At 45.0% G+C, this 21,266-nt stretch carries 14 protein-coding genes; all 14 read left to right on the forward strand.

Annotated features, from left to right (window positions below; translation table 11 throughout):
- Positions 1 to 12 precede the first annotated feature (12 nt).
- On the forward strand, positions 13 to 7,002 hold the full coding sequence (locus CYL18_RS04710; RefSeq protein ID WP_104848271.1) for an amino acid adenylation domain-containing protein: 6,990 nt from the start codon (positions 13 to 15) through the stop codon (positions 7,000 to 7,002).
- Positions 6,995 to 7,216, forward strand: coding sequence for an MbtH family protein (locus CYL18_RS04715; protein WP_104848272.1), 222 nt, complete (start codon positions 6,995 to 6,997; stop codon positions 7,214 to 7,216). The genes CYL18_RS04710 and CYL18_RS04715 overlap by 8 nt, the downstream gene beginning before the upstream one ends.
- Positions 7,213 to 8,580 carry a DHA2 family efflux MFS transporter permease subunit gene (locus CYL18_RS04720; protein WP_104848273.1) on the forward strand — a complete coding sequence of 456 codons (1,368 nt, stop codon included), beginning with the start codon at positions 7,213 to 7,215 and terminating at the stop codon, positions 8,578 to 8,580. The genes CYL18_RS04715 and CYL18_RS04720 overlap by 4 nt, the downstream gene beginning before the upstream one ends.
- Positions 8,577 to 9,248, forward strand: a complete 672-nt coding sequence (locus CYL18_RS04725) for a 4'-phosphopantetheinyl transferase family protein (protein WP_104848274.1) — start codon at positions 8,577 to 8,579, stop codon at positions 9,246 to 9,248. The genes CYL18_RS04720 and CYL18_RS04725 overlap by 4 nt, the downstream gene beginning before the upstream one ends.
- Positions 9,241 to 10,566 carry an MFS transporter gene (locus CYL18_RS04730; protein ID WP_236636235.1) on the forward strand — a complete coding sequence of 442 codons (1,326 nt, stop codon included), beginning with the start codon at positions 9,241 to 9,243 and terminating at the stop codon, positions 10,564 to 10,566. The genes CYL18_RS04725 and CYL18_RS04730 overlap by 8 nt, the downstream gene beginning before the upstream one ends.
- Positions 10,567 to 10,757: 191 nt before the next feature.
- Positions 10,758 to 11,579 (forward strand): Cof-type HAD-IIB family hydrolase, encoded by an 822-nt coding sequence (locus tag CYL18_RS04735; RefSeq protein WP_104848276.1) that lies wholly within the window; start codon positions 10,758 to 10,760, stop codon positions 11,577 to 11,579.
- Positions 11,580 to 12,128: 549 nt separating this feature from the next.
- On the forward strand, positions 12,129 to 13,481 hold the full coding sequence (locus CYL18_RS04745; protein WP_236636236.1) for an aminotransferase family protein: 1,353 nt from the start codon (positions 12,129 to 12,131) through the stop codon (positions 13,479 to 13,481).
- A 1-nt stretch (position 13,482) separates the two neighbouring features.
- Positions 13,483 to 14,766, forward strand: a complete 1,284-nt coding sequence (locus CYL18_RS04750) for an aspartate aminotransferase family protein (protein WP_104848278.1) — start codon at positions 13,483 to 13,485, stop codon at positions 14,764 to 14,766.
- A gap of 12 nt (positions 14,767 to 14,778) precedes the next feature.
- A complete protein-coding gene (locus CYL18_RS04755) occupies positions 14,779 to 16,221 on the forward strand; it encodes an aldehyde dehydrogenase family protein (RefSeq protein WP_104848279.1) in 1,443 nt (480 codons plus the stop codon).
- A gap of 23 nt (positions 16,222 to 16,244) precedes the next feature.
- The gene (locus CYL18_RS04760; RefSeq protein ID WP_104848280.1) at positions 16,245 to 17,729 is read left to right on the forward strand and encodes a M81 family metallopeptidase; all 1,485 of its coding nucleotides are present in this window, start codon (positions 16,245 to 16,247) and stop codon (positions 17,727 to 17,729) included.
- 15 nt (positions 17,730 to 17,744) lie between these two features.
- Positions 17,745 to 18,221, forward strand: a complete 477-nt coding sequence (locus CYL18_RS04765; protein WP_104848281.1) for a GNAT family N-acetyltransferase — start codon at positions 17,745 to 17,747, stop codon at positions 18,219 to 18,221.
- A gap of 80 nt (positions 18,222 to 18,301) precedes the next feature.
- Positions 18,302 to 18,772, forward strand: coding sequence for a potassium channel family protein (locus CYL18_RS04770; protein WP_104848282.1), 471 nt, complete (start codon positions 18,302 to 18,304; stop codon positions 18,770 to 18,772).
- Between the two features lie 176 nt (positions 18,773 to 18,948).
- Positions 18,949 to 19,512, forward strand: coding sequence for an alkyl hydroperoxide reductase subunit C (gene ahpC / locus CYL18_RS04775; protein ID WP_104848283.1), 564 nt, complete (start codon positions 18,949 to 18,951; stop codon positions 19,510 to 19,512).
- An 81-nt stretch (positions 19,513 to 19,593) separates the two neighbouring features.
- Entirely contained in the window at positions 19,594 to 21,249 is a 1,656-nt protein-coding gene (locus CYL18_RS04780) for an FAD-dependent oxidoreductase (protein WP_104848284.1), read from the forward strand.
- Positions 21,250 to 21,266: the final 17 nt, after the last annotated feature.

Below are 21,266 nucleotides of genomic sequence, written 5' to 3' on the forward strand. Positions count from 1 at the left end.
GGAGTGAGCGATATGGCTAATAAATCCTATTCCTTAACAGGTGCTTCATCAGGAATATGGTATGCCCATCATAAAACCAATAGTGCATTATACAATACAGCTGAATATATCCACATAAAAGGAGAGCTCCATACTCCTTTGTTGCTAGAGGCAGTAAATTACACCATTCAATCCGCTCGCGGTCTTCATATCGATTGCTTTGAAGAAGAAGGTGAAGTGAAGCAACGGATAAAAGAAGATGTTGTCTTCAAATGTGAGCATAAATCAAATGTAGAAAAGTTTGAGATGGAGAAAATGATTGAACAAGATACTTCTGCCATTCTTTCCTTAAAAGAAGATCATCTTGTACGTGCTATCCTATTTTCAATCAGTAAGCAAGAGCATTATCTTTATTTGCGCATTCATCATATCGTCAGTGATGCGTTCAGCTTTAGGCTGCTTTTCCAACAAATCTCTGAGAGATATGAAGCTTTGCTTCATGATGAGCCCTATCAAAAATCATTCGGGGATTATGCTGCTGTCATGGAAGAAGACAAGCGCTATCAGTCATCTAAACAATATGAAGACGATAAGGTCTATTGGCTTCAGGAGCTTAAGGATGTAGAGGTTGTTTCCTTAACAGATCGTGCAACAACGGATTTTGGAGAAGTATGCTTAGAGCAATCGATGATTAACGAAAACGATTGGCTTAAAGCAAAGGATCTTTCCAGTCAGTGGAAAGTTAATGTCCAGCATATCTTAACGGCGGCTGTGGCTGTTTACACGAAACGGCTGACTTTCGCCTCTGCTATTGTTCTTAATATACCGATGATGGGACGTGTTGGCACAAAGGCCATGAATGTACCTTGTACGAAAGTAAATATGATTCCTTTACGTATAACAATCGGGGATACAGATACATTTGTGGATGTGTGTATGCAAGTGAAAAAGAAAATGAGGGAAGCGGGCAAGCATCAATTTTACCGGCATGAGCAGATGCGGCGCGACTTGAAACTTGCCAATAATCAGTTATTATATGGTCCGCAAGTAAATTTCATGCCGTTTTATGATGAGCTTTCATTTGGCCATTGCCAAGGCAAAAGTGAGAAAATCTCTACCGGACCGGTGGAGGATATTTCGTTTAATATATACGCTTCATCTGAAGGAATGCGTGTCGATGTTGCCGGTAATAGTCTTTGCTATACAAAGGAGGAAATCAAGGAACATAAGGAACGCTTTGTTCGATTCTTCACTCAATTATTGGAATATTCGGATAAAAATATAGGCAAATTACCTCTTTTGTCTGAAGGAGAGCGGATCCGGCAACTCGTTGATTGGAATCAGTTTGAATCAAGTGGCAGGACATCTTCTGTGTATGAGCTTTTCGAACAGCAGGTGAAACGTACGCCTCATCATATCAGTGTTGTAATGGGGAAGAAATCAGTTACATATTTGGAATTAGAACGGCTAACAGCAAAAATCAGTGGTGCGCTTTCAACAAAAGGAATCGGGGAAGAGCATTATGTTGGCATTTGCATGGACCGTTCTATCGAGATGGTTGCTTCCATGCTCGCTGTGTTGAAGATTGGGGCAGCCTATATTCCGCTTGATCCCGCTTATCCTGCAGAACGATTGGATTATATGCTTGTGGATGCGAATCCAGCTATTGTGCTTGTGGACCGAAGCGATGTGCCTTTCAGCCATTCCGTTGATAGAATCATTGTTCAAGATATCAAGTATACAGAGTGCCCCCATGTGCGAACAGCACCAAACAAAGGGCAAGCGGCCTATATGATATACACTTCAGGATCTACTGGCAATCCTAAAGGGGTTGTCGTTGAAATGCCGGCACTTGTCAATTTTTTGGAGGCAATGCAAAAACAGTTCGGCTTAAAAGATGAGCACCGCTGGCTGGCTGTGACAACCATCTGCTTTGATATATCAGCCTTGGAATTGTATTTGCCATTATTGCACGGGGCACAGCTTGTCTTGGCCTCTAAAGAGCAGGTTCAAGATCCGCAACATTTGGCAGGACTGTTGGTTAAGCGTGAAATTACTCATATGCAGGCGACACCCACTGTCTGGCAATTGCTTGCTCAATACACACCGGAAGCATTGAAGGGTCTCGAGGTCCTAGTTGGCGGAGAGACGCTATCTATCCCGCTTGCTAACGCCTTACAGGGGGCTGGTGCACATATCCACAATATGTACGGTCCGACAGAGACTACGATCTGGTCTGCGTCAATGCCCATTGAGCCGCCGCTATCGGATATGCCGCCACTCGGAAAGCCCATCCTAAATACCCAGGTCTATGTGCTTGACCCCATGCTAGAGCCGGTACCGGTAGGGACTATCGGTGAATTGTATATTGCAGGCGAAGGGCTTGCAAGGGGCTACCATGGGCGCAGCAGCCTCACTGCGGGAAGGTTTGTTGCCAATCCCTTTGGTGAAGCGGGGAGCAGGATGTACCGGACGGGAGATTTAGTGAAATGGAATAAGGACGGTACATTGCGTTATTACAGCCGGGCAGATCATCAAATTAAAATTCGCGGCTTCCGGATCGAAATAGGTGAAATTGAGGCGAAAACAGCTGAGGCAGCGGGCGTCGAGCAGGCTATTGTGATCGTTCGTGAGGATATCCCAGGGGATAAGCGGATTGTAGCCTATATAGTTGGCTCGACAACAGAAGAAGCTATCATAGCTCATCTCAGAGAGCAGCTTCCAGATTATATGGTGCCGGCTCATATTGTTTTCCTAAATGAACTGCCTTTAACAAACAATGGGAAAATTGACCGAAAACAGCTGCCAAAACCGTCAAGAAGCAAGACACCTCGGAAACAGTCACCTCGCAACGAATTGGAACATGATTTATGCGAGCTGTTCGAAAAGGTGCTAGGACTATATGTTGGCATTGATGAGGATTTCTTTGAACTTGGGGGTCATTCCATACTTGCGACACAATTGCTCATACAAATCAGGAAGAAATTTGATGTCGAGATGTCCATCGGGGTCATTTTTGAAAAGCCGACCATCATAGACCTTGCTGAGCATATTCAGCATGCCGAGCGACTAGTGATAAAGGAGAAACAGGTAATCAAACCTGAACGGCTTCCGCTATCTTCCAACCAGCGCAGCCTTTGGTTTATCCACGAATTGGAGGGACCAAGCCCAACGTACAATATCCCGTTAGTCTATACATTTAAAGAGCCCATCAATATTCCAAAATTCAAGGAAGCTGTCGGCCAAGTCGTTCGGCGCCATGCAATCTTGCGTACAATCTACCCGGCGGTTGATGGGGTGCCCTATCAGCTCATTCAAAATGAACAACCTGTCATCCAGCTTGTAGATGTACCAGAGGAACATCAGGAACAAGCTATACGGACGGCAGCAGGCTATTCGTTTGACCTTAAGCAAGAAGCAGGCTTCAAGGTAACAATCATTAATGAACAAATCGTCGTCATTACTATGCATCACATCAGCTCTGATGGATGGTCATTAGCGACCTTAACGGAGGATTTAGAGAAAGCCTATTATCAAGGAACCTTAGTCCCGCTAAATTATCAATACGCTGATTATGCCTTGTGGCAAATGAATGAGGGCAATCATGAAGAGCGTATTCTGGACGAACTGGACTATTGGAAGAACCAGCTTCAAGGCTTGCCCGAGGAAATAGAGCTCATACGTGACAGGAAGAGGCAAAATACCGTGCAGGTAAAAGGAGATTCGTATACATATGTTCTTAATCCAATCCTGCATGAGGAACTCCAAAACCTGGCGAAAGAGCATCAGGTGACACTTTATATGATTCTTCAAGCAGCATTCGCGGCGCTTGCGACGAAGCTTGGAGCAGGAGAAGACATTGTTGTTGGAAGCCCGATTGCGGGAAGGGAGAAGGAAGAGGTATTCGGGTTGATTGGCATGTTTATTAACACGGTCGTCATGAGGACAGACACAAGCGGGAATCCGTCATTTTCCGAGCTTATTAATCGGGTGAAAGAGACGAGTGTACAAGCTTATGAGCACCAGCACATCCCGCTTGAAAAAATTGTCGAAGAACTTAATCCACCAAGAAACGGAGCACGTCATCCTCTATTCCAAATCATGTTTGCACTGCAAAATACGCCACAGCCTAAGATCGAGCTAGATGGGAATAAGGCCAAGATTGAGTTGAGAATGGTTGATTCAGCAAAATTTGATCTGAGCTTTGAAATGCGTGAGCTATATTTCGATGAAAAGGCAAATGGAATTGAAGTGAGGCTTGAGTACCGGACGGATTTATATGACAGGGAGACCATACAATCCCTGATGGCTCGGTTTGAAATGGTGCTAGGACAATTGAAACAAAATCCTGCGGTTGACGAACTGAATATCATCAATGAAAAAGAGTATGAGCAGCTGGTTTCCGGGTCGAACGCTGCTTCTGTCAAGAGTCCGCAGGCAACCATTATTGACTTGTTTGAACAGAGAGTGTCTGAATTCCCTGATCGTCAGGCGGTCTTCTCGAATGAGGAGGGACTCACCTATTTAGAACTGAACGAGAAGGCGAATCAATTAGCTCGTCATTTGATGGAGAAGGGTGTCTGTACAGAATCATTTGTGGCAATGCTGCTGCCTCGTTCTGCATCAATGCTGGTCAGTATTTTAGCTGTCTTGAAAACAGGGGCCGCATATGTCCCAATCGATCCTGCTTATCCGAAAGAGCGGATTGAATTCATTTTGGAGGATGCCAAGCCCGCTTGTATCATTGCCCAAAAAGAAGAGGGGCCTCTTATTGGGATAGATGATGAAAGAGTTGTCTGGATGAATCAAAATGACTATGAGTTTTATAGGAAGGAAAATGTGAGCAAGGAAGAACGAGGCACCTCATTAAACCCGTTAAATGCAGCCTATATCATCTACACCTCAGGGTCAACAGGCAGGCCAAAGGGTGTGATTGTGCCCCATCAAAATGTGATTCGCCTGCTGGATGAGACGGATCACTGGTTCCATTTCAATGAGAATGATGTATGGACCTTGTTCCATTCCTATGCCTTTGATTTCTCGGTATGGGAAATATGGGGGGGCCTGCTTTATGGGGGAGAGCTTGTCGTCGTGCCTTATGAGGTCAGCCGCTCACCGAAAGACTTTCTAGATTTATTAGTTGAGAGAAAGGTGACGGTCTTAAATCAAACTCCCTCAGCCTTCTATCAATTGATGCAGGCGGATAGAGAGAATCCTGGGTACGGTCAGTGCTTATCGCTCCGATATGTCATCTTTGGGGGAGAGGCACTGGATTTGGGCAGGCTTTCGGATTGGTACAGGCGACATAATGATCAATCCCCAGAACTAGTCAATATGTATGGCATCACCGAAACCACCGTCCATGTGAGCTATGCCCCATTGCGGGGTGACAGCGGGAAAATCCAGGCAAGCAGTTTAATCGGAATGGCTATTCCAGATTTAACTGTGTATGTGCTTGATGGACACTTAAGACCGGTCCCGCCTGGTGTCATTGGGGAAATGTATGTCGCAGGTGCGGGACTCGCTCGCGGGTATCTCGGTCGAAAAGCCCTTACGGCTGAACGCTTCATCGCTAACCCATTCGAAGGAGGCGGAAGCAGGATGTACCGCACAGGAGACCTTGCACGATGGCTGAAGGATGGAAGACTAGATTATATTGGGCGGATTGATCATCAAGTGAAGATCCGCGGCTTTAGGATTGAGTTAGGAGAGATTGAACATGTGCTTCTTAAACATTCATCCGTGATGCAAACTGCCGTGATTGCCAGGGAGGATAATCCCGGTGATATGCGTCTGGCAGCCTATATCGTGCCATATAAGGGGGACATAATTGATAGCAAGGATCTACGCCATTTTGCGGCTAGAGAGCTGCCGGACTATATGGTGCCGACATCCTTTACATGCATAGATGCACTTCCGCTAACGCCAAACGGGAAATTGGATGTGAAAAATTTGCCGAAGCCAGAAACCAAGGTAACTACCGAGGGATTGCCGAATACGCCGCAGGAGGAGCTTCTATGCGATCTATTTCGAGATGTTCTCAAATTGCCTGAGATTGGCATTCATGATAGCTTCTTTGAACTTGGCGGTCACTCCTTATTGGCAGTGCAACTAGTCGGCCGAATCAAAGAAACGTTCGGCAAGGAGCTAACCGTCGGTCATCTCTTTGAATACCCGTCAGTCGCTGGGCTGGCGGTTCAGCTTCATCATCATAGCCAGACAGCCGCACTTGAAGGATTGCTGCCATTGCGCACTGGTGAAAAACCTATTTTCTGCGTTCATCCGGCAGGGGGATTGAGCTGGTGTTATGCAGGGTTATTGAAAGTATTGCCATCGGAATATGCTTTATACGGCTTGCAGGCAAAAGGCATAGCGAAAGAAGAGCCGCTCCCACAGGACTTAATGGAAATGGCGGCATCCTATATCCAATCATTAAAAGATGTACAGCCTAAGGGACCATATCGACTAGTAGGCTGGTCGCTTGGAGGGAATGTTGTTCATGAGATGGCCGGCCAGCTGGAGCGTGAAGGAGAAGAGATTGAATTGCTGGCAATCATGGATGCATATCCGCTGCATTTCACACCCCCATTTGAAATAAGTGAGGAAAAGGAGGCATTGGTCGCTTTGCTTGCGCTCGCTGGCTATGAACCAGAAGTGGATGCAGATGTAACACAGGAATTTGTTATCCAACAATTGAAGAAAGAAGGCAGCGCGATGGCATCCTTATCTGAGGAGACATTGATTCGCTTGAAGGAAGTATATAAGAATTCTATTCGCTTGCTCAAGAAACATAAAGCAAATCACTTTGGCGGAGATGCCCTGTTCTTCAAATCCACTGTTGTGCCAGAGTGGATTTCTAATGCAGATGTTAGTAGCTGGTTCCCTTATATATCGGGTGATATTGTCAGCCATGATATTCACTGCCGTCACAAGGATATGTGCCAGCCAGATCCCATCGCTGAGATTGGCCAAACGATAAAGGGTTTACTCGCAAGAAAACAGGAGGATAAACATTATGCATAATCCATTTGAAAACGAGCATTCAAGCTATCTTGTGTTAATCAATGAGGAGGAGCAATATTCTTTATGGCCGGAACTGCTTGATATCCCATCTGGTTGGATGTGTGTATTTGGACCGGAAAAGCTCACAGATTGCCAAAATTATATTGAGATGAATTGGGTTGATATGCGGCCTAAAAGTTTGCGTGAAAGCATGGAAGCGGCTGATGTGAAATGAAAGCACAGCAACGAGCGATTATCGCTTTATACGTGGTTTCCATGTTCATGGTTTCGATGGATGGCACGATTGTGAATGTCATCCTGCCGGCCATCGCTGAGGATTTCGCCGTACAAGAGAAGGAAACCAATGGAATCAATATTGCCTATTTGGTCAGCGTGGCCATCAGCCTGCCGATTGCAGGCTATCTGTCAAATCGATTTGGCGTCAAGAAAATACTGCTTTCAGCCATTGCTTTATTTACGCTGGCTTCTCTTGCGTGCGGTTTGGCTTCATCTTTAGCTGAACTCATAGCTGCCCGCATTTTGCAGGGCTTGTCAGGAGGCATTATTACACCTGTTGGCATGGCGTTGTTATTTCGCACTTTCCCCCCAGAGGAAAGAAAAAACCTGGCCCGCTCTTTAGTGCTGCCAATCGCCTTTGCCCCGGCGATTGGCCCCTTAGTTGGGGGAGTGCTTTCAGAATATATTTCTTGGCATTGGGCTTTCTTGATCAATGTGCCGATTGGAATCGTCATTGTCATGATCGGTGTATGGTCTGTAAAGGAATTTGAACGATTTCAAAGCCCCTTTGATTTAAAGGGATATTTAATCATTTCCATTGGATTGCCTACTCTTATGTCCGCTTTAAGCACGGCAGCCTCAGAGGGGTTCACATGGAAGTTTGTCTTATTTAGTCTTTTAGGAGTCCTTTCACTATTCATGTTTTATCGGCATGAATTAACCTGCAATTCCCCTCTGATTGATATGAGTCTTTGGGAAGATCGATTGTTTAGCTCATTAAGCTTTGTAGCGATGAGCTCTATGGGAGCCTTAATGGGGATGCTTTATCTATTCCCGTTAATGTATCAGTTGACCTATTCGGCCTCCCCTTTGGAAAGCTCTCTCATAACCTTCACGGAAGCACTTGGATTGATGGCAGCCTCACGGCTTTTGCCAAAGACGTCAAGGCGGATAGGAATGAAGACAGCCATCCAAGGAGGTTTGGTGGGGACTATTGCCATTTTCAGTTTGATAATCCTATTAGGGCCAGCGGCCAATCCATGGGTTTTACGCTTTCTGATGTTTGGTATAGGACTTTTTCTGGGCCATGCGGTCGTTGGGTCGCAAGTGAGTGCGTTTAATCATGTCACAAGCGAACAAATGGGGAAAGCGACAACACTATATAATATGATGAATAGGGTCGGAGCCGCTGTCGGGATTGCCGTTTCCGCTATAATTCTTTCCTTTTCTTCCTATTATCTAGACGAACAGCTTGCCTATAAAATGGCTTTATCCGGGACAGTCAGCTTGCTTGGAGCAGCAGTGATATTTACCCTTATGCTGAAAACGGAATTAACTTTGCTTCAAGGAGAAAATACATGACGAGCGTGCATATAACTCGTATTCCGCAAATGGATGCGGGATGGCTGCCTGAGCTTATTCCGTTTCTTAACGGAAGAGTAAAGGATAAAATCAGGCGGATGAGAAGAAGGGAAGACCAGCTCAGGTCGGCAGCTGTTCATGCCATAGCGCAGATGATGCTAGCGAAACAGTTGAATGTGCACATAGCTGATCTGCACTATACCGTCAATGAATATGGCAAGTATGGATTGGCAGGAAATCAGCTGTACTTTAATTTGTCTCATGCCGGCTGTTACGTTGCATGTGCCATTAGCCACTGTCCTGTCGGTATTGATTTAGAAGAGCGAACAAAGAGGGAGTTTAACCTTTTTTCAAGTATTTGGAGCGAGATAGAAAAGAATCAGTATGACCTGCAGGATAGGGACTGTTTTTATTGGCTATGGACGGCAAAGGAGAGTTACATCAAGTATTTAGGCATTGGGTTGTATGCTCCTATGAAGCAAATCACGGTACTTGGTGACGGGTCTGTCATTGATGAAGGTCGAAAAGCAAAAGCGGTAATTGAACATCTGGCACTAGATCAGAACTATACTTTTGCCGTCTGCAGTGAGCAAAAAATCAATCATATCAATGTCATAGAGCTTGATACGATTAGAACATTTTATCAAAGGAATGATCGTCTTGAATGAAATTCGTGTAGTGGATGTGATAGACTCCAGCCGTTTTAACAGGCTTCATGCGACTGTGTTGGGATGGTGCTTATGTCTTATTTTATTTGACGGCTATGATTTAGTCGTGTTTGGATCTGTCATCGGGCAATTGAAGGAAGAGTGGGGAGCGAGTACGGTTCTATTAGGGATGATTGGTTCTTTAACCTTGGTTGGCAGTTTAATAGGTTCGCTCATAGGAGGGATAACTGCTGATAAGATTGGGAGAAAGAAGGTATTGGTCGGGGCTGTTTTCCTCTTCAGTATCTTTACACTGTGGACAGGGTTGACAGATTCCATCTTCGTTTTTGCGCTTGTGAGATTTTTAGCAGGAATAGGTCTAGGTTGTCTGCCGCCGCTTCTTGTGACATTGACATCCGAATACTCCCCTAAACGAATTCGCAATTTGATGGTGGGCATTATGTTCAGCGGTTATTCAATCGGGGGAATTGCTGTTGCCATAAGTGGAATTTGGGTCATTCCTCATCTTGGCTGGCAATGGATGTTTTTCATTGGGGCTATTCCATTTTTATTGCTGCCGCTAATGGTGAGAACAATGCCTGAGTCTATCTATTCATTGATTAAAATGCAAAAGGCTGAAGAGGCAAAACAGTTATTACACCGTTTGAATCCGAACTACATCCCTCGAGAGGATGATCACCTTATCGTTGAACAAGAGGAGGGAGCGCCTGTATCACAATTATTTAAGGAAGGGCGTTCAACTCCGACATTCTTATTTTGGACCACATGCTTTATGAGTTTGCTGCTCGTATATGGATTAAGTACATGGCTGCCGCAAATGATGATAAAGAGCGGTTACGCTCTAACCTCCAGTTTGCTGTTTCTATTAAGCTTGAATATTGGTGCTATTATCGGGTCTGTTACAGGGGGATATTTGGCAGACAGGATTGGTTCAAAAAAAGTGCTTGTCATTTTATACTCAGTTGGCGGCATTTGCTTAGTCCTGTTAGGATTCAATCCGGGCGTCTGGGTGTTGTATTTGCTGACAGCCTTTGCGGGAGCAGCATCAATCGGGGCTCAAAATTTAAATAACGCGTTTATTTCATCCTTCTATCCATCTTATATGCGCTCCACCGGATTAGGGTCTGCATTAAGTGTTGGAAGGATAGGCGCAATTATTGGCCCTTCATTGGGAGGTTATTTATTATCAGGGAAATTTCCCGCATCCATGAGCTTTCTAATCTTTGCAATACCAGCTATGCTTGCCGCTGTAACTGTTGCATCAATTCCGCTCAATAGGTCTTCGCTGATCAAGATTACGGAAAAGAGGGTCGTATGAAACACAAGTCAAGGATAATGAAAGGCTGATTGATTGACTTCATAAGAATAATGGATTTTAGGCAGCTAAGATTATCGTGCACGGTCAGGACAAAATGTTTGTATGGCTTCGAAAACTTTCCTTTTGCTTATCCTTTTTGGACAAATATATAGTACCATTAGGATATTGTGCTATAAGAAAGGAATGACAGCATGACTTACAAGATGATTGTACTAGATTTAGATGACACTTTACTTCGAGATGACCACACGATATCACCTCGAACAAAAGAAGCCTTAATGCAGGCACAGGAAATGGGAGTTAAGGTAGTATTGGCATCTGGCCGACCGACGTTTGGTATGCAATCTATCGCATCTGAGCTTAAACTCTCTAAATATGGAAGCTATATTCTATCCTTTAATGGCGGGAAAATCATCAATTGCGAAACACGTGAGGAAATCTTCAGCAGCACGCTATCTCGCGATGAGGTACATGGCCTGTATGAGATCAGCCGCAGAGAAGGGGTTCATATTCATACGTATATCGACGATGAAATCGTTACTGAGGATGATAACGAGTTTTCGAGAATTGAATCCGGGCTAATAGGATTGCCGGTGCGAGTTGTCGATAGCTTTAAGGATGCTGTGAGCGAGCCAGTCGTGAAGACCTTGATGGTTTATGAACCAGACAGATTACAAGAGGTGGAAGCAAAGCTCCAAGAAGAATTGAGTGGCCAGTTCAGCGTTATGCGCTCTAAGCCTTATTTCTTGGAATTCACTGAGCTGGGAGTAACAAAGGGGACAAGCTTGAAACAATTGATTGATGTATGCGGCATCAAACAAGAGGAAGTCATCGCCATTGGTGATAGTTTTAATGATCAGGCGATGATAGAATTCGCAGGACTCGGGGTAGCAATGGGAAATGCACATGAAGAGATTAAGGCAATCGCTGATTACGTGACAGATACGAATATGAATGATGGAATTGCCAAGGTAGTAGACGAGTTTATTATGAGGAAACCGGTATTGGCTTAATAGATAGCATGTTTCCTAGTTCAGATGTAAATAAGTGAATACGAAAAGACAAGATGATTCTATAAACGGAATCATCTTTTTTAGCGTTGAATGCGTTCTTGGTGTTCCGAGAAAGTCCACCCTATGCCCAGGCAACATGGGTGAAGGGTGGGCAAAGGATGGGAATCGTCAGAGAAAGCCCACCCTATGCCCAGGCAACATGGGTGAAGGGTGGGCAAAGGATGGGAATCGTCAGAGAAAGCCCACCCTATGCCCAGGCAACATGGGTGAAGGGTGGGCAAAGGATGGGAATCGTCAGAGAAAGTCCACCCTATGCCCAGGCAACAGGGGTGAAGGGTGGGCATAGGGTGGGAATCGTCAGAGAAAGCCCACGCTTTCCCCAGGCAACAAGGGCGAAGGGTGGGCATAGGGTGGACATCCCAAGAGAACTCCATCCTTTCCACATCCACACGCACCCCAATCCAACAAAACAAACCCATTCTCCATGAACCTCGGTCTTTCCCCCGCCATTCCTGCATAAAATTAGGATGGGGAGATGGGGGTGTACAAGTGAAGGATTATGTGTTTCATCGGGATTTAACGAAAACGTACCCAATCATCACGCATGGCAAAGGTGTTTATCTTTATGGGGAAGACGGAAAGCGGTATTTGGATGGATGCTCAGGTGCGGTAGCGGCCAATTTGGGGCATGGCGATAAGAGGATTGCAGAGGCAATGGCCTTGCAGGCAGAAAAGGCGGCTTTTGTTCATACAATGCGTTTTGAGACGCCTGTTTTACATAAGCTGGCGGAGAAAATTGGGAAGCTGGCACCGGGTTCACTGAACAGGGTGTATTTTACATGCGGGGGTTCAGAGGCGAATGAAAGTGCGATTAAGCTTTCACGTCAATATTTCCGAAATCGGGGCGAGCCTGAAAAGCAGGTGGTGATTGGCAGGTGGCTATCCTATCATGGCAATACGATCGGGTCTTTATCAGCAGGAGGCGATATCAAGAGAAGGCAGCCATATAACGGATATTTGCTGCCTTTTCAGCATGTGTCGGCCCCGCATTGTCTCCACTGCCCGTTTAACAGGGAAGAGAGTGATTGTGAGACCAAGAAGGATTGGTCGTGTGTGGCGGAATTGGAGCGGCTTATTTTAGAAATTGGCCCGAGCCAAGTATCTGCCTTTATCGCGGAACCTTTCACTGGAAGTCAAGCGGGCGCTGTTCCTCCGCCAAAGTCTTATTTTCGAGAGGTTCGGGCGCTTTGCGATCGATATGATGTGCTTTTAATAATAGATGAGGTAATGACAGGCTTCTGCAGGACTGGTGCGCATTTTGCGATTGAGCATTATGGCGTTGAGCCTGATATCATCACATTTGGGAAGGGTGTTTCAGGCGGCTATTCTGCTCTTGGCGGAATGATTGTGCATGACAAAATTATCGATACACTCCTGCAGTATGGTGATGGGAAATTTGTCCATGGCTATACGTACAGCGGTCATCCTGTTACTGTTGCGGCCGGGCTTGCGGCTATGGATATATATGAGAGCGAGCATATTCTTAGAAATGTGAAGGGGCTTGAGGGTCACTTATTCGAGGGTCTCGACAATCTCAGGAAAAAGTATCCCTTTGTGTATGATATTCGGGGGAAAGGTCTCTTTTTTGGCATTGAGCTTGCCTCAAACCAAGATGGGCAGCCATTTCCACCCGATCTGCGAATTGCTGAGCGCTTAAATGAGAAAGCGATGGAATTGGGAGCGGTGTTTTACCCGGGTAACGGGACCGTTAATGGATATGCCGGAGATCACTTAATTATCGCTCCTCCACTTATCATTTCAGAAAGAGAAGTAGATGAATTAATTAGCTTGCTTGATGATGCGCTAAAAGATTTGGCGGATTCCTTGAAGGAGGGCACATGATATGAAACATGCAGAAACAGCATATTTGCAGGGGTTGGCGAAGAAGCATATTTCTCCAGTAAGCACGAGGGTTACGGATTTAGTGATAAAGCGGGCAAAAGGGGCGCGTTTCTGGACAACTGATGGAAGAGAATACATTGATTTTGTGTCAGGTGTAGCCTCCAATGGATTAGGGCATGCCCATGACTCCATGGTGAAAGCCATCCAGGAACAGGCAGAGAACCTCATCCATTTTGGCTTGAATTATGGCTATTACGAGTCAGTCGTTAAGCTTTCTGAGAAGATTGCCCAAATTGCCCCGGGAAACCTTGATACAATTTTTTTCTCCAATTCAGGCGGGGAAGCGATTGATGGGGCATTGAAAATGGCGCGTGCCGTGACGGGTAGACCAGGTATTATCGCTTTTGACGGCTCCTTTCATGGAAGAACATTAGGTGCGACTTCAGTGACCGGATCGAGCAGCAAATATCGGACCTCCTATGAGCCATTATTAGGGGAGATTTATCATGCGACTTATCCATACCCTGGGCTTTTAAAAGAAAATGCCCCTAAAAACATGATGAGATATAGTCTTTCACAAATTGAATCATTATTTGAGCTTAGAATCGCTCCAGAACGGGTAGCAGCGATATTAATTGAGCCTGTGATGGGTGAGGGCGGATATTATCCGGCTCCGAATGAATTCTTGCAGGAGCTGAGGAAAATAGCCGACCAATATGGGATTCTCCTTATATTTGATGAGGTGCAAACAGGCTTTGGCCGAACAGGGAAGATGTTTGCATCCGAGCATTCAGGGGTCATCCCAGATATCCTTGTTCTTGCTAAAGCATTATCTGGAGGAATGCCTCTAGGGGCAATCGTAGCAAGCCGCGAGCTGCATGAGAAATGGCCGACAGGCGCTCATGGATCTACATTTGGGGGAAATCCGGTATCCTGTGCAGCTGCCCTTGCCAGTATTAACGTGATTGAGACGGAGAATTTGGTGAAACGAAGTGAGTGGCTTGGCAAAAAAATCGTACAAAGGCTTAAGGAAAATTTGCGGAAGTATCGGGATATTAAAGATATTCGGGGCGTCGGAATGATGATCGGCATTGAATTTCAGCCTGAGGTGGCTGCCCAAATTGTGCCGGCTATCAAGGCAAGATGCCTTGAGAAGCATTTGCTGATCATGAGCTGCGGGGTTAATGGGCAGACGATTCGTCTAATGCTTCCATTGAATATAAAGGAAGAAGATATGGATATTGGTTTATCCATTCTTGAAAATGCCATCGGCGAACTGATTTAAGGAGGTGCGGATTTGAGCGCAATCAAGCAAAAGCTATTTATCAACGGGCAGTGGGAGAGCAAATTGGATCAACGATTCTTAGAAAGCATCAATCCGGCCAATAAAGATGTGGTCGGGTATTATGCGAGTGCGGACGAAGTGCAGGTTAATCATGCTGTTGAGTCAGCCCATGCAGCTTATTCTGAATGGAAAAGGACACCCGCTCCTGTAAGGGCATCCTACCTCTACAAAGCAGCGGAAATTTGTGCAGGACGAAAAGAAGAGCTTGCGATGATTATGACAAAGGAAATGGGCAAGGTTCTGGCGGAAACGCTCGGTGAAGTGAATGTCGTCATTGAAACATGCAAATATATGGCAGCTGAGGGGCGGCGCATGTTCGGAGAAACAGTCCCCTCCGGAATGCCGAATTGTGACATCACGATGGTACGTGAACCTCTCGGTGTCATTGCTTGTATCACTCCGTGGAATTTCCCGGTAGCGCTAGCATCATATAAAATTTGTGCCGCTATCATAAGCGGAAATGCCGTTGTTTGGAAACCTGCATCAGAAACGGCTCTTTCAGCCGGGATATTAACGGAAATTTTTCAACAGGCGGGATTACCGGATGGTGTCATCAATTTAATTACAGGGTCAGGAAGCAAGGTTGGTAAACAATTGGCGAGCCATCCTCAGGTGGCGGCAATATCTTTTACCGGATCAACGGAAGTTGGGAAAGACCTTTCAATCGAGGCCGCCAGACAGATGAAAAAAATCTCGATGGAGCTTGGCGGGAAGAATGCGGCGATAGTGCTTCAGGATGCCGATTTGACAAAGGCAGCGGATTGTATTGTGCGCGCCGCTTTCTCGACAACTGGCCAGAAATGCACAGCAACAAGCCGCGTCATCGTTGAAAGAGATGTTAAACAAGACCTTTTGGATTTGGTCGTTCAAAAAACCAAAGGCTTAAAAATAGGGAATGGCATGAAATCAGGGATTGAAGTGGGACCATTAGTGAATGAACAGCAGTTTCATATTGTTCAATCCTATGTGGAAGCCGCATTGACAGAGGGTGCAACGCTTGAATGCGGAGGAAAAACCATCGAAGACCAAGGCGGCTATTTTTATGAGCCGACGATTCTGAGCAATGTAAAACCTGAGCATAAAGTTGCTAAAGAGGAAATATTCGGTCCCGTTTTGGCCTTTATTGAGGCTGAGGATTATGAGGATGCCATAAAAATCAACAATCAAACGGTGTATGGGCTATCCACTTCCTTGTTTACGGAAAGTCTTCATTATGCAAAACGCGGGGCGCGTGAAATAGAGAGCGGATTAGTATATGTCAATAATGGAACGGCCAACGCGGAAATTGGTGTTGCGTTTGGCGGATGGAAGCAATCAGGGAATGGCGCGCGTGAAGTGTCCCATCACGCATTCGATAGCATGACGGAATGGAAATCCATTTATGTAACTTATTAAAGAAAGGGGGCCTTTTTAGATAAATGAAGCAGTGGAGAATTGGTGTCGCTTTTTTTTATCATGAGTCCCATAGCTTCGTCCGTGAGAAGACAACGATCGAAGATTTTAAAAGGGAAGGTTTTTTCAAGGGGCAGGAAATTGTGGATGTGTATACTGGCACAAAGACAGAGGTTGGCGGTTTTCTAGATGAATTAGCGCTGGATGAGCGATTTTCGGTTGTTCCTCTTCAATGTGCTGCAGCCATTCCTTCTGGGGTGGTCACATTTGAGACCTATGAAGAGATCGAGGCAGGGCTTCTTAAGGAGCTAAAGACTGCCGGTCAACTCGATGGACTCTTGCTTGCCCTCCATGGAGCGATGGTTGTTGAAGGACTTGAAAACGCAGAGATGAGTTTGATTAATGCAATCAGGGAGGAGATTGGAGAAAGCATCCCATTTGCGACAACGCTTGATATGCATGCTAATATAAGTCCGTTGCTGACAGAATGCTCTCCTTATCATTTTGGCTTTAAAACATATCCGCATATTGATATGTATGAACAAGGGAGAAGAGCCGCTTCCGCTATTATGAAGCACCTCGGACAAAGAAAATTGTACGAAGCCGCTTGCATTAAACTGCCCATGCTACTTCCCTCGGTTAATATGAGAACAGAAGAGGGGCCGATGAAGCGAATGATGGTAATGGCTGAACAGTACGAAAGGGAACCTGACATCTTAGCTGTCTCGGTATTTGGCGGGTTTCCTTATGGGGATGTAAAGGACGCGGGTGCATCGGTTTTAGTCATCGCCAAGGATAAGGAGCGGGCTCAGACCGTGGCGAGTAGCATAGGGGAATACTATTGGGGGATTCGCCAGGAGTTCCTGGTCAATCTTCCTTCAATTAATGAGGCCATCGATATGATTTCCGAGCTAGAAGAAGAAAAGCCCATTGTACTTGCAGATATAGCGGATAATCCATTAAGCTGTGGAAGCGGAGATACAACCTTGCTGATTGAAGCCTTTTTGAACACGGATCTAAAAAAAGCATTAATCGGGCCAATCGCCGATCGAGAGACGTTCGAGCAATGCCGCAAAGCCGGGAAAGGAGCACGCTTAAAACTGTCTCTTGGCGGCAAGCATTATCCTGAATTTGGACGTCCTGTCGGTTTGGAGGCGGAGGTTCTGGCTATTACCGATGGGATATTCTATAATAGCGGGCCGTTTAACCATGGCTTGAAAGTAGATGCACAGGGGGCCGCCTTTATTCGTTCTGGCGAAAGAGATTTTCTCATCATCGGCCGGCCGCTGTCTGCAAATGATCCTGCATTATTTCGGCATATTGGAATTGAACCGTCAGATTACCGGTTTCTTGTGCTGAAGGCGAAGAATCACTTTCGCGCAGCCTTTGATCCATTAATCAGCAAAGTGATCTATGTAGATGCTCCAGGAGTTGCGACAAACAAAATCGTTCAATTGCCTTTTCAGAAGATTCCGCCTGGGTTGTGGCCGATCAATCAAGAAATTCAATAGAAGAGGGGAGACCGTATGGCTAATAATCATAGAGAATACTATATAGAAATCCCACGTCAATTAACACCAGAGCAGCAGCAAATGATGATTGAACTAGAGAAGGATGCTTTCCCAGGCCTTGGAGCAGTGGATGAACAAACATTAGTTCCAATCGCCAGATATGGGAAACTAATTTGGTACAAAAGGACAGGGGATGAGCGCCCGGTTGCGGTTTGTGAATGTCTGCGTGATTTCACCCAACCTGAGAAAGTATATATCTTCGGGTATTATGTCCGTTCCGACCAAAGCGGAAAAGGCCTCGGAAGCGCATTTTTGAAGGAAGTACTTGATGAGTTGCGCAAGGATGGCTTCAAGAAGGTCACACTTACGGTGAGCGAAAGCAATGTAGCAGCTGTTAAACTATATGAGAAATGTGGTTTTACACAAGTGGAATTTCGTCAACATGAATTCGGAGAGGAAGAGCATCGCCTTTATATGGAGAAAGAGCTATAAGAAAATTAAGCCATCCTTCGGCATTCTAACGCCTGAGGGTGGTTATTTTTTGTCCCATCAATGGTATTTTTCAAGGGGTCATGGTCTTAAGATTCTTGCGTCTTGTTGCCATTCTAAACATGTTTCGAAAATACTTCCCTGAATTAACCGGAATTTTGACAACAAATGGATTAAGGAAGATGTTAAGAATCACCGGCGTCGTTATTATGCTTTCAGCCATACCAATCACGTATCTGGAAAAGGGGATAACCACGTTTGCAGAGGGAATTTGGTGGGCGATTGTTACCACAACGACAGTGGGCTATGGTGATATAGCGCCTGTTACTCTAGGCGGGCGCATAGTTGCTGTCTTGCTCATGTTTTTTGGCATTGGCTGTATCGGTACTATTACCGGTACAGTAGCGACTTATCTTCTTAAAGGCAAAGACAAGGATAATGAGAAGGAATTCGTGAAGAATAAGATTGATCAGCTCGAAACGTTATCGAATGAAGAATATGACATATTACTGCAGATGATTGGGGAGATTAGAAATGATAAACGTAGGTTATAATTATATTTAAATAACTTATGCATTATCATTAAGCGTATTCTATTGAGGATTTTTTATTGATTTATCAATAATTATTATAGAAAAAGCATTGACAAACTCTTTCCTAATAATTATTATAAAAAAGTATTAAGTTACAAATAAGAATCAATCGTTAGATTCAACTGGAGGAAATACACATGTCATTAATTAACAAGAAACTAGAAGATTTCAGCGTACAAGCTTACCATGATGGTGATTTTAAAGAAGTTACACTTGAAGATGTAAAAGGTAAATGGTCAATCTTCTTCTTCTATCCAGCAGACTTCACATTTGTTTGCCCGACAGAATTAGCTGACCTTCAAGATAACTATGCGAAGCTTCAAGAAATTAACTGTGAAGTTTACTCTGTGTCAACTGACTCTCATTTCGTACATAAGGCATGGGCGGATGCTACAGATACAATCGGCAAAATTAAATACCCAATGCTGGCTGACCCGGCGCACGTATTATCTCGCCAATTTGAAGTATTAATTGAAGAAGCAGGCCAAGCGCTTCGCGGCACATTCATCGTGAACCCTGAAGGCGAAATCAAGGCTTATGAAATCCATGACCTTGGCATTGGCCGTACAGCTGAAGAAACAGTTCGTAAAGTACAGGCTGCTCAATTCGTGGCAGAACACGGAGATAAAGTATGCCCAGCAAAATGGACGCCAGGTGAAGAAACACTTGAACCAAGCCTAGACTTAATCGGCAAAATCTAATTTTATACGCTAGATAAAAAGGAAAGAGGCGCTGAGATTATAAGTGCCTCTTTTCAATACAAAGAGTAGGGTGAGAATGAAATGACAAAAAAAATATATGACTTAATCATCATAGGTGGCGGACCTGCTGGATTATCAGCAGGGGTATATGCTGGCCGTGGGAAATTAAAAACCTTGATTATCGAAAAAGGGACAACTGGCGGGCAAGCAGCGACAACAAATGAAATCGTCAACTATCCTGGTGTCAGAAAAACAACTGGTCCAGCCCTTACAGAAGAAATGAAGCTGCAATGTGAGGACTTTGGCGCTGAGTTTGCCAAAACCGATGTAATCGGCGTTGACTTTAATGGGGATGTAAAGAAAGTAAAAACGGTAAATGGCGAATATGAGGCTCGTGCTGTCATTATTGCTACAGGTGCTGGCCCACGCAAGCTTGGCTTCCCAGGAGAGGCAGAATTTACAGGGCGCGGTGTGGCCTATTGCTCCACTTGTGATGGGGAATTCTTTGAAGGCCTAGAGGTGTTCGTTATTGGTGCAGGCTATGCAGCTGCAGAAGAAGCCATGTACTTAACCCGCTTTGCAAGCAAAGTAACGGTGATTGCACGTGAGCCTGAGTTCACATGTGCGCCATCTATTGCGGATAAAGTCCTTGCCCATGACCAAATTGAAGTGAAATTCAACACAGAGCTTCTAGAGGTTTCAGGAGAAGGCATGATTCAGCGCGCCCGTTTCGTTAATAATGTGACGAAAGAGGAATGGGAATACAAAGCAAATGAAAAAGACGGCACATTTGGCGTATTTGTTTTTGTTGGCTATGCACCAAAGACCGAATTATTTAAAGGAATCGTCGAAATGGACCAGCATGGCTATATTGTGACAGATGAGGAGATGCGCACAAATGTAAAAGGTGTGTATGCAGTTGGTGATCTTCGTCCAAAATCCCTGCGCCAAGTCATCACAGCGGTTGCGGATGGAGCGATTGCTGGTACTGACGTTCAAAAGTACGTTGCTGAGGAAAAAGAGCGCCTAGGTATTACTGAAGAGCCAGAAGAAGAAAAGCCAGCTAAGAAGGAAGAAACAAAGCAGGCTGCTGCTAATGGCTCAAAATCTTTCTTAAATGATGCTATTCGCGGTCAGTTAACAGGAATTTTCGCACGGATGGAAAGCGATGTAACCCTAGTATCGATCGTAGATGAAAGCATGCCGAAATCGGTGGAGCTGCGCGATTTCTTAACAGAAATTGCTGAGCTTGGTGATAAGGTTCACTTAGAGCTTCATAAGAAGGGTGAAAACACCGAGGTTGAGGAAAAGATCAATGCTGATAAATATCCGGTTGTCGCTCTATTGAACCAAAGCGGTGAATATAGCGGTGTGAAATTCCATGGAGTGCCAGGCGGTCATGAGCTGAATTCCTTCATCCTCGCAATCTATAATCTGGCTGGCCCTGGCCAAGCGCTAGATGCGGATATCGCTGAGTCGATTAAAGCAATTGATAAAAATGTGAACATAAAAGTCATGGTATCTCTCGCTTGCCATTATTGCCCGGATGTGGTCGTCGGTGCGCAAAGAATTGCCATCTTAAATGAGCATGTTGAAGCGGAAATGGTGGATATCAGCCAGTTCCCTGAATTGAAAACAAAATACAAGGTCATGAGTGTCCCTGCCATGATCATCAATGACAAGGACGTTATTTTCGGTGCCAAGAAAATCAACGAAATCATTGACGCAGTAAAATAATCATACAGAAAGACCCA

The sequence above is a fragment of the Pradoshia eiseniae genome (assembly GCF_002946355.1).
Lineage (GTDB): Bacteria > Bacillota > Bacilli > Bacillales > Pradoshiaceae > Pradoshia > Pradoshia eiseniae.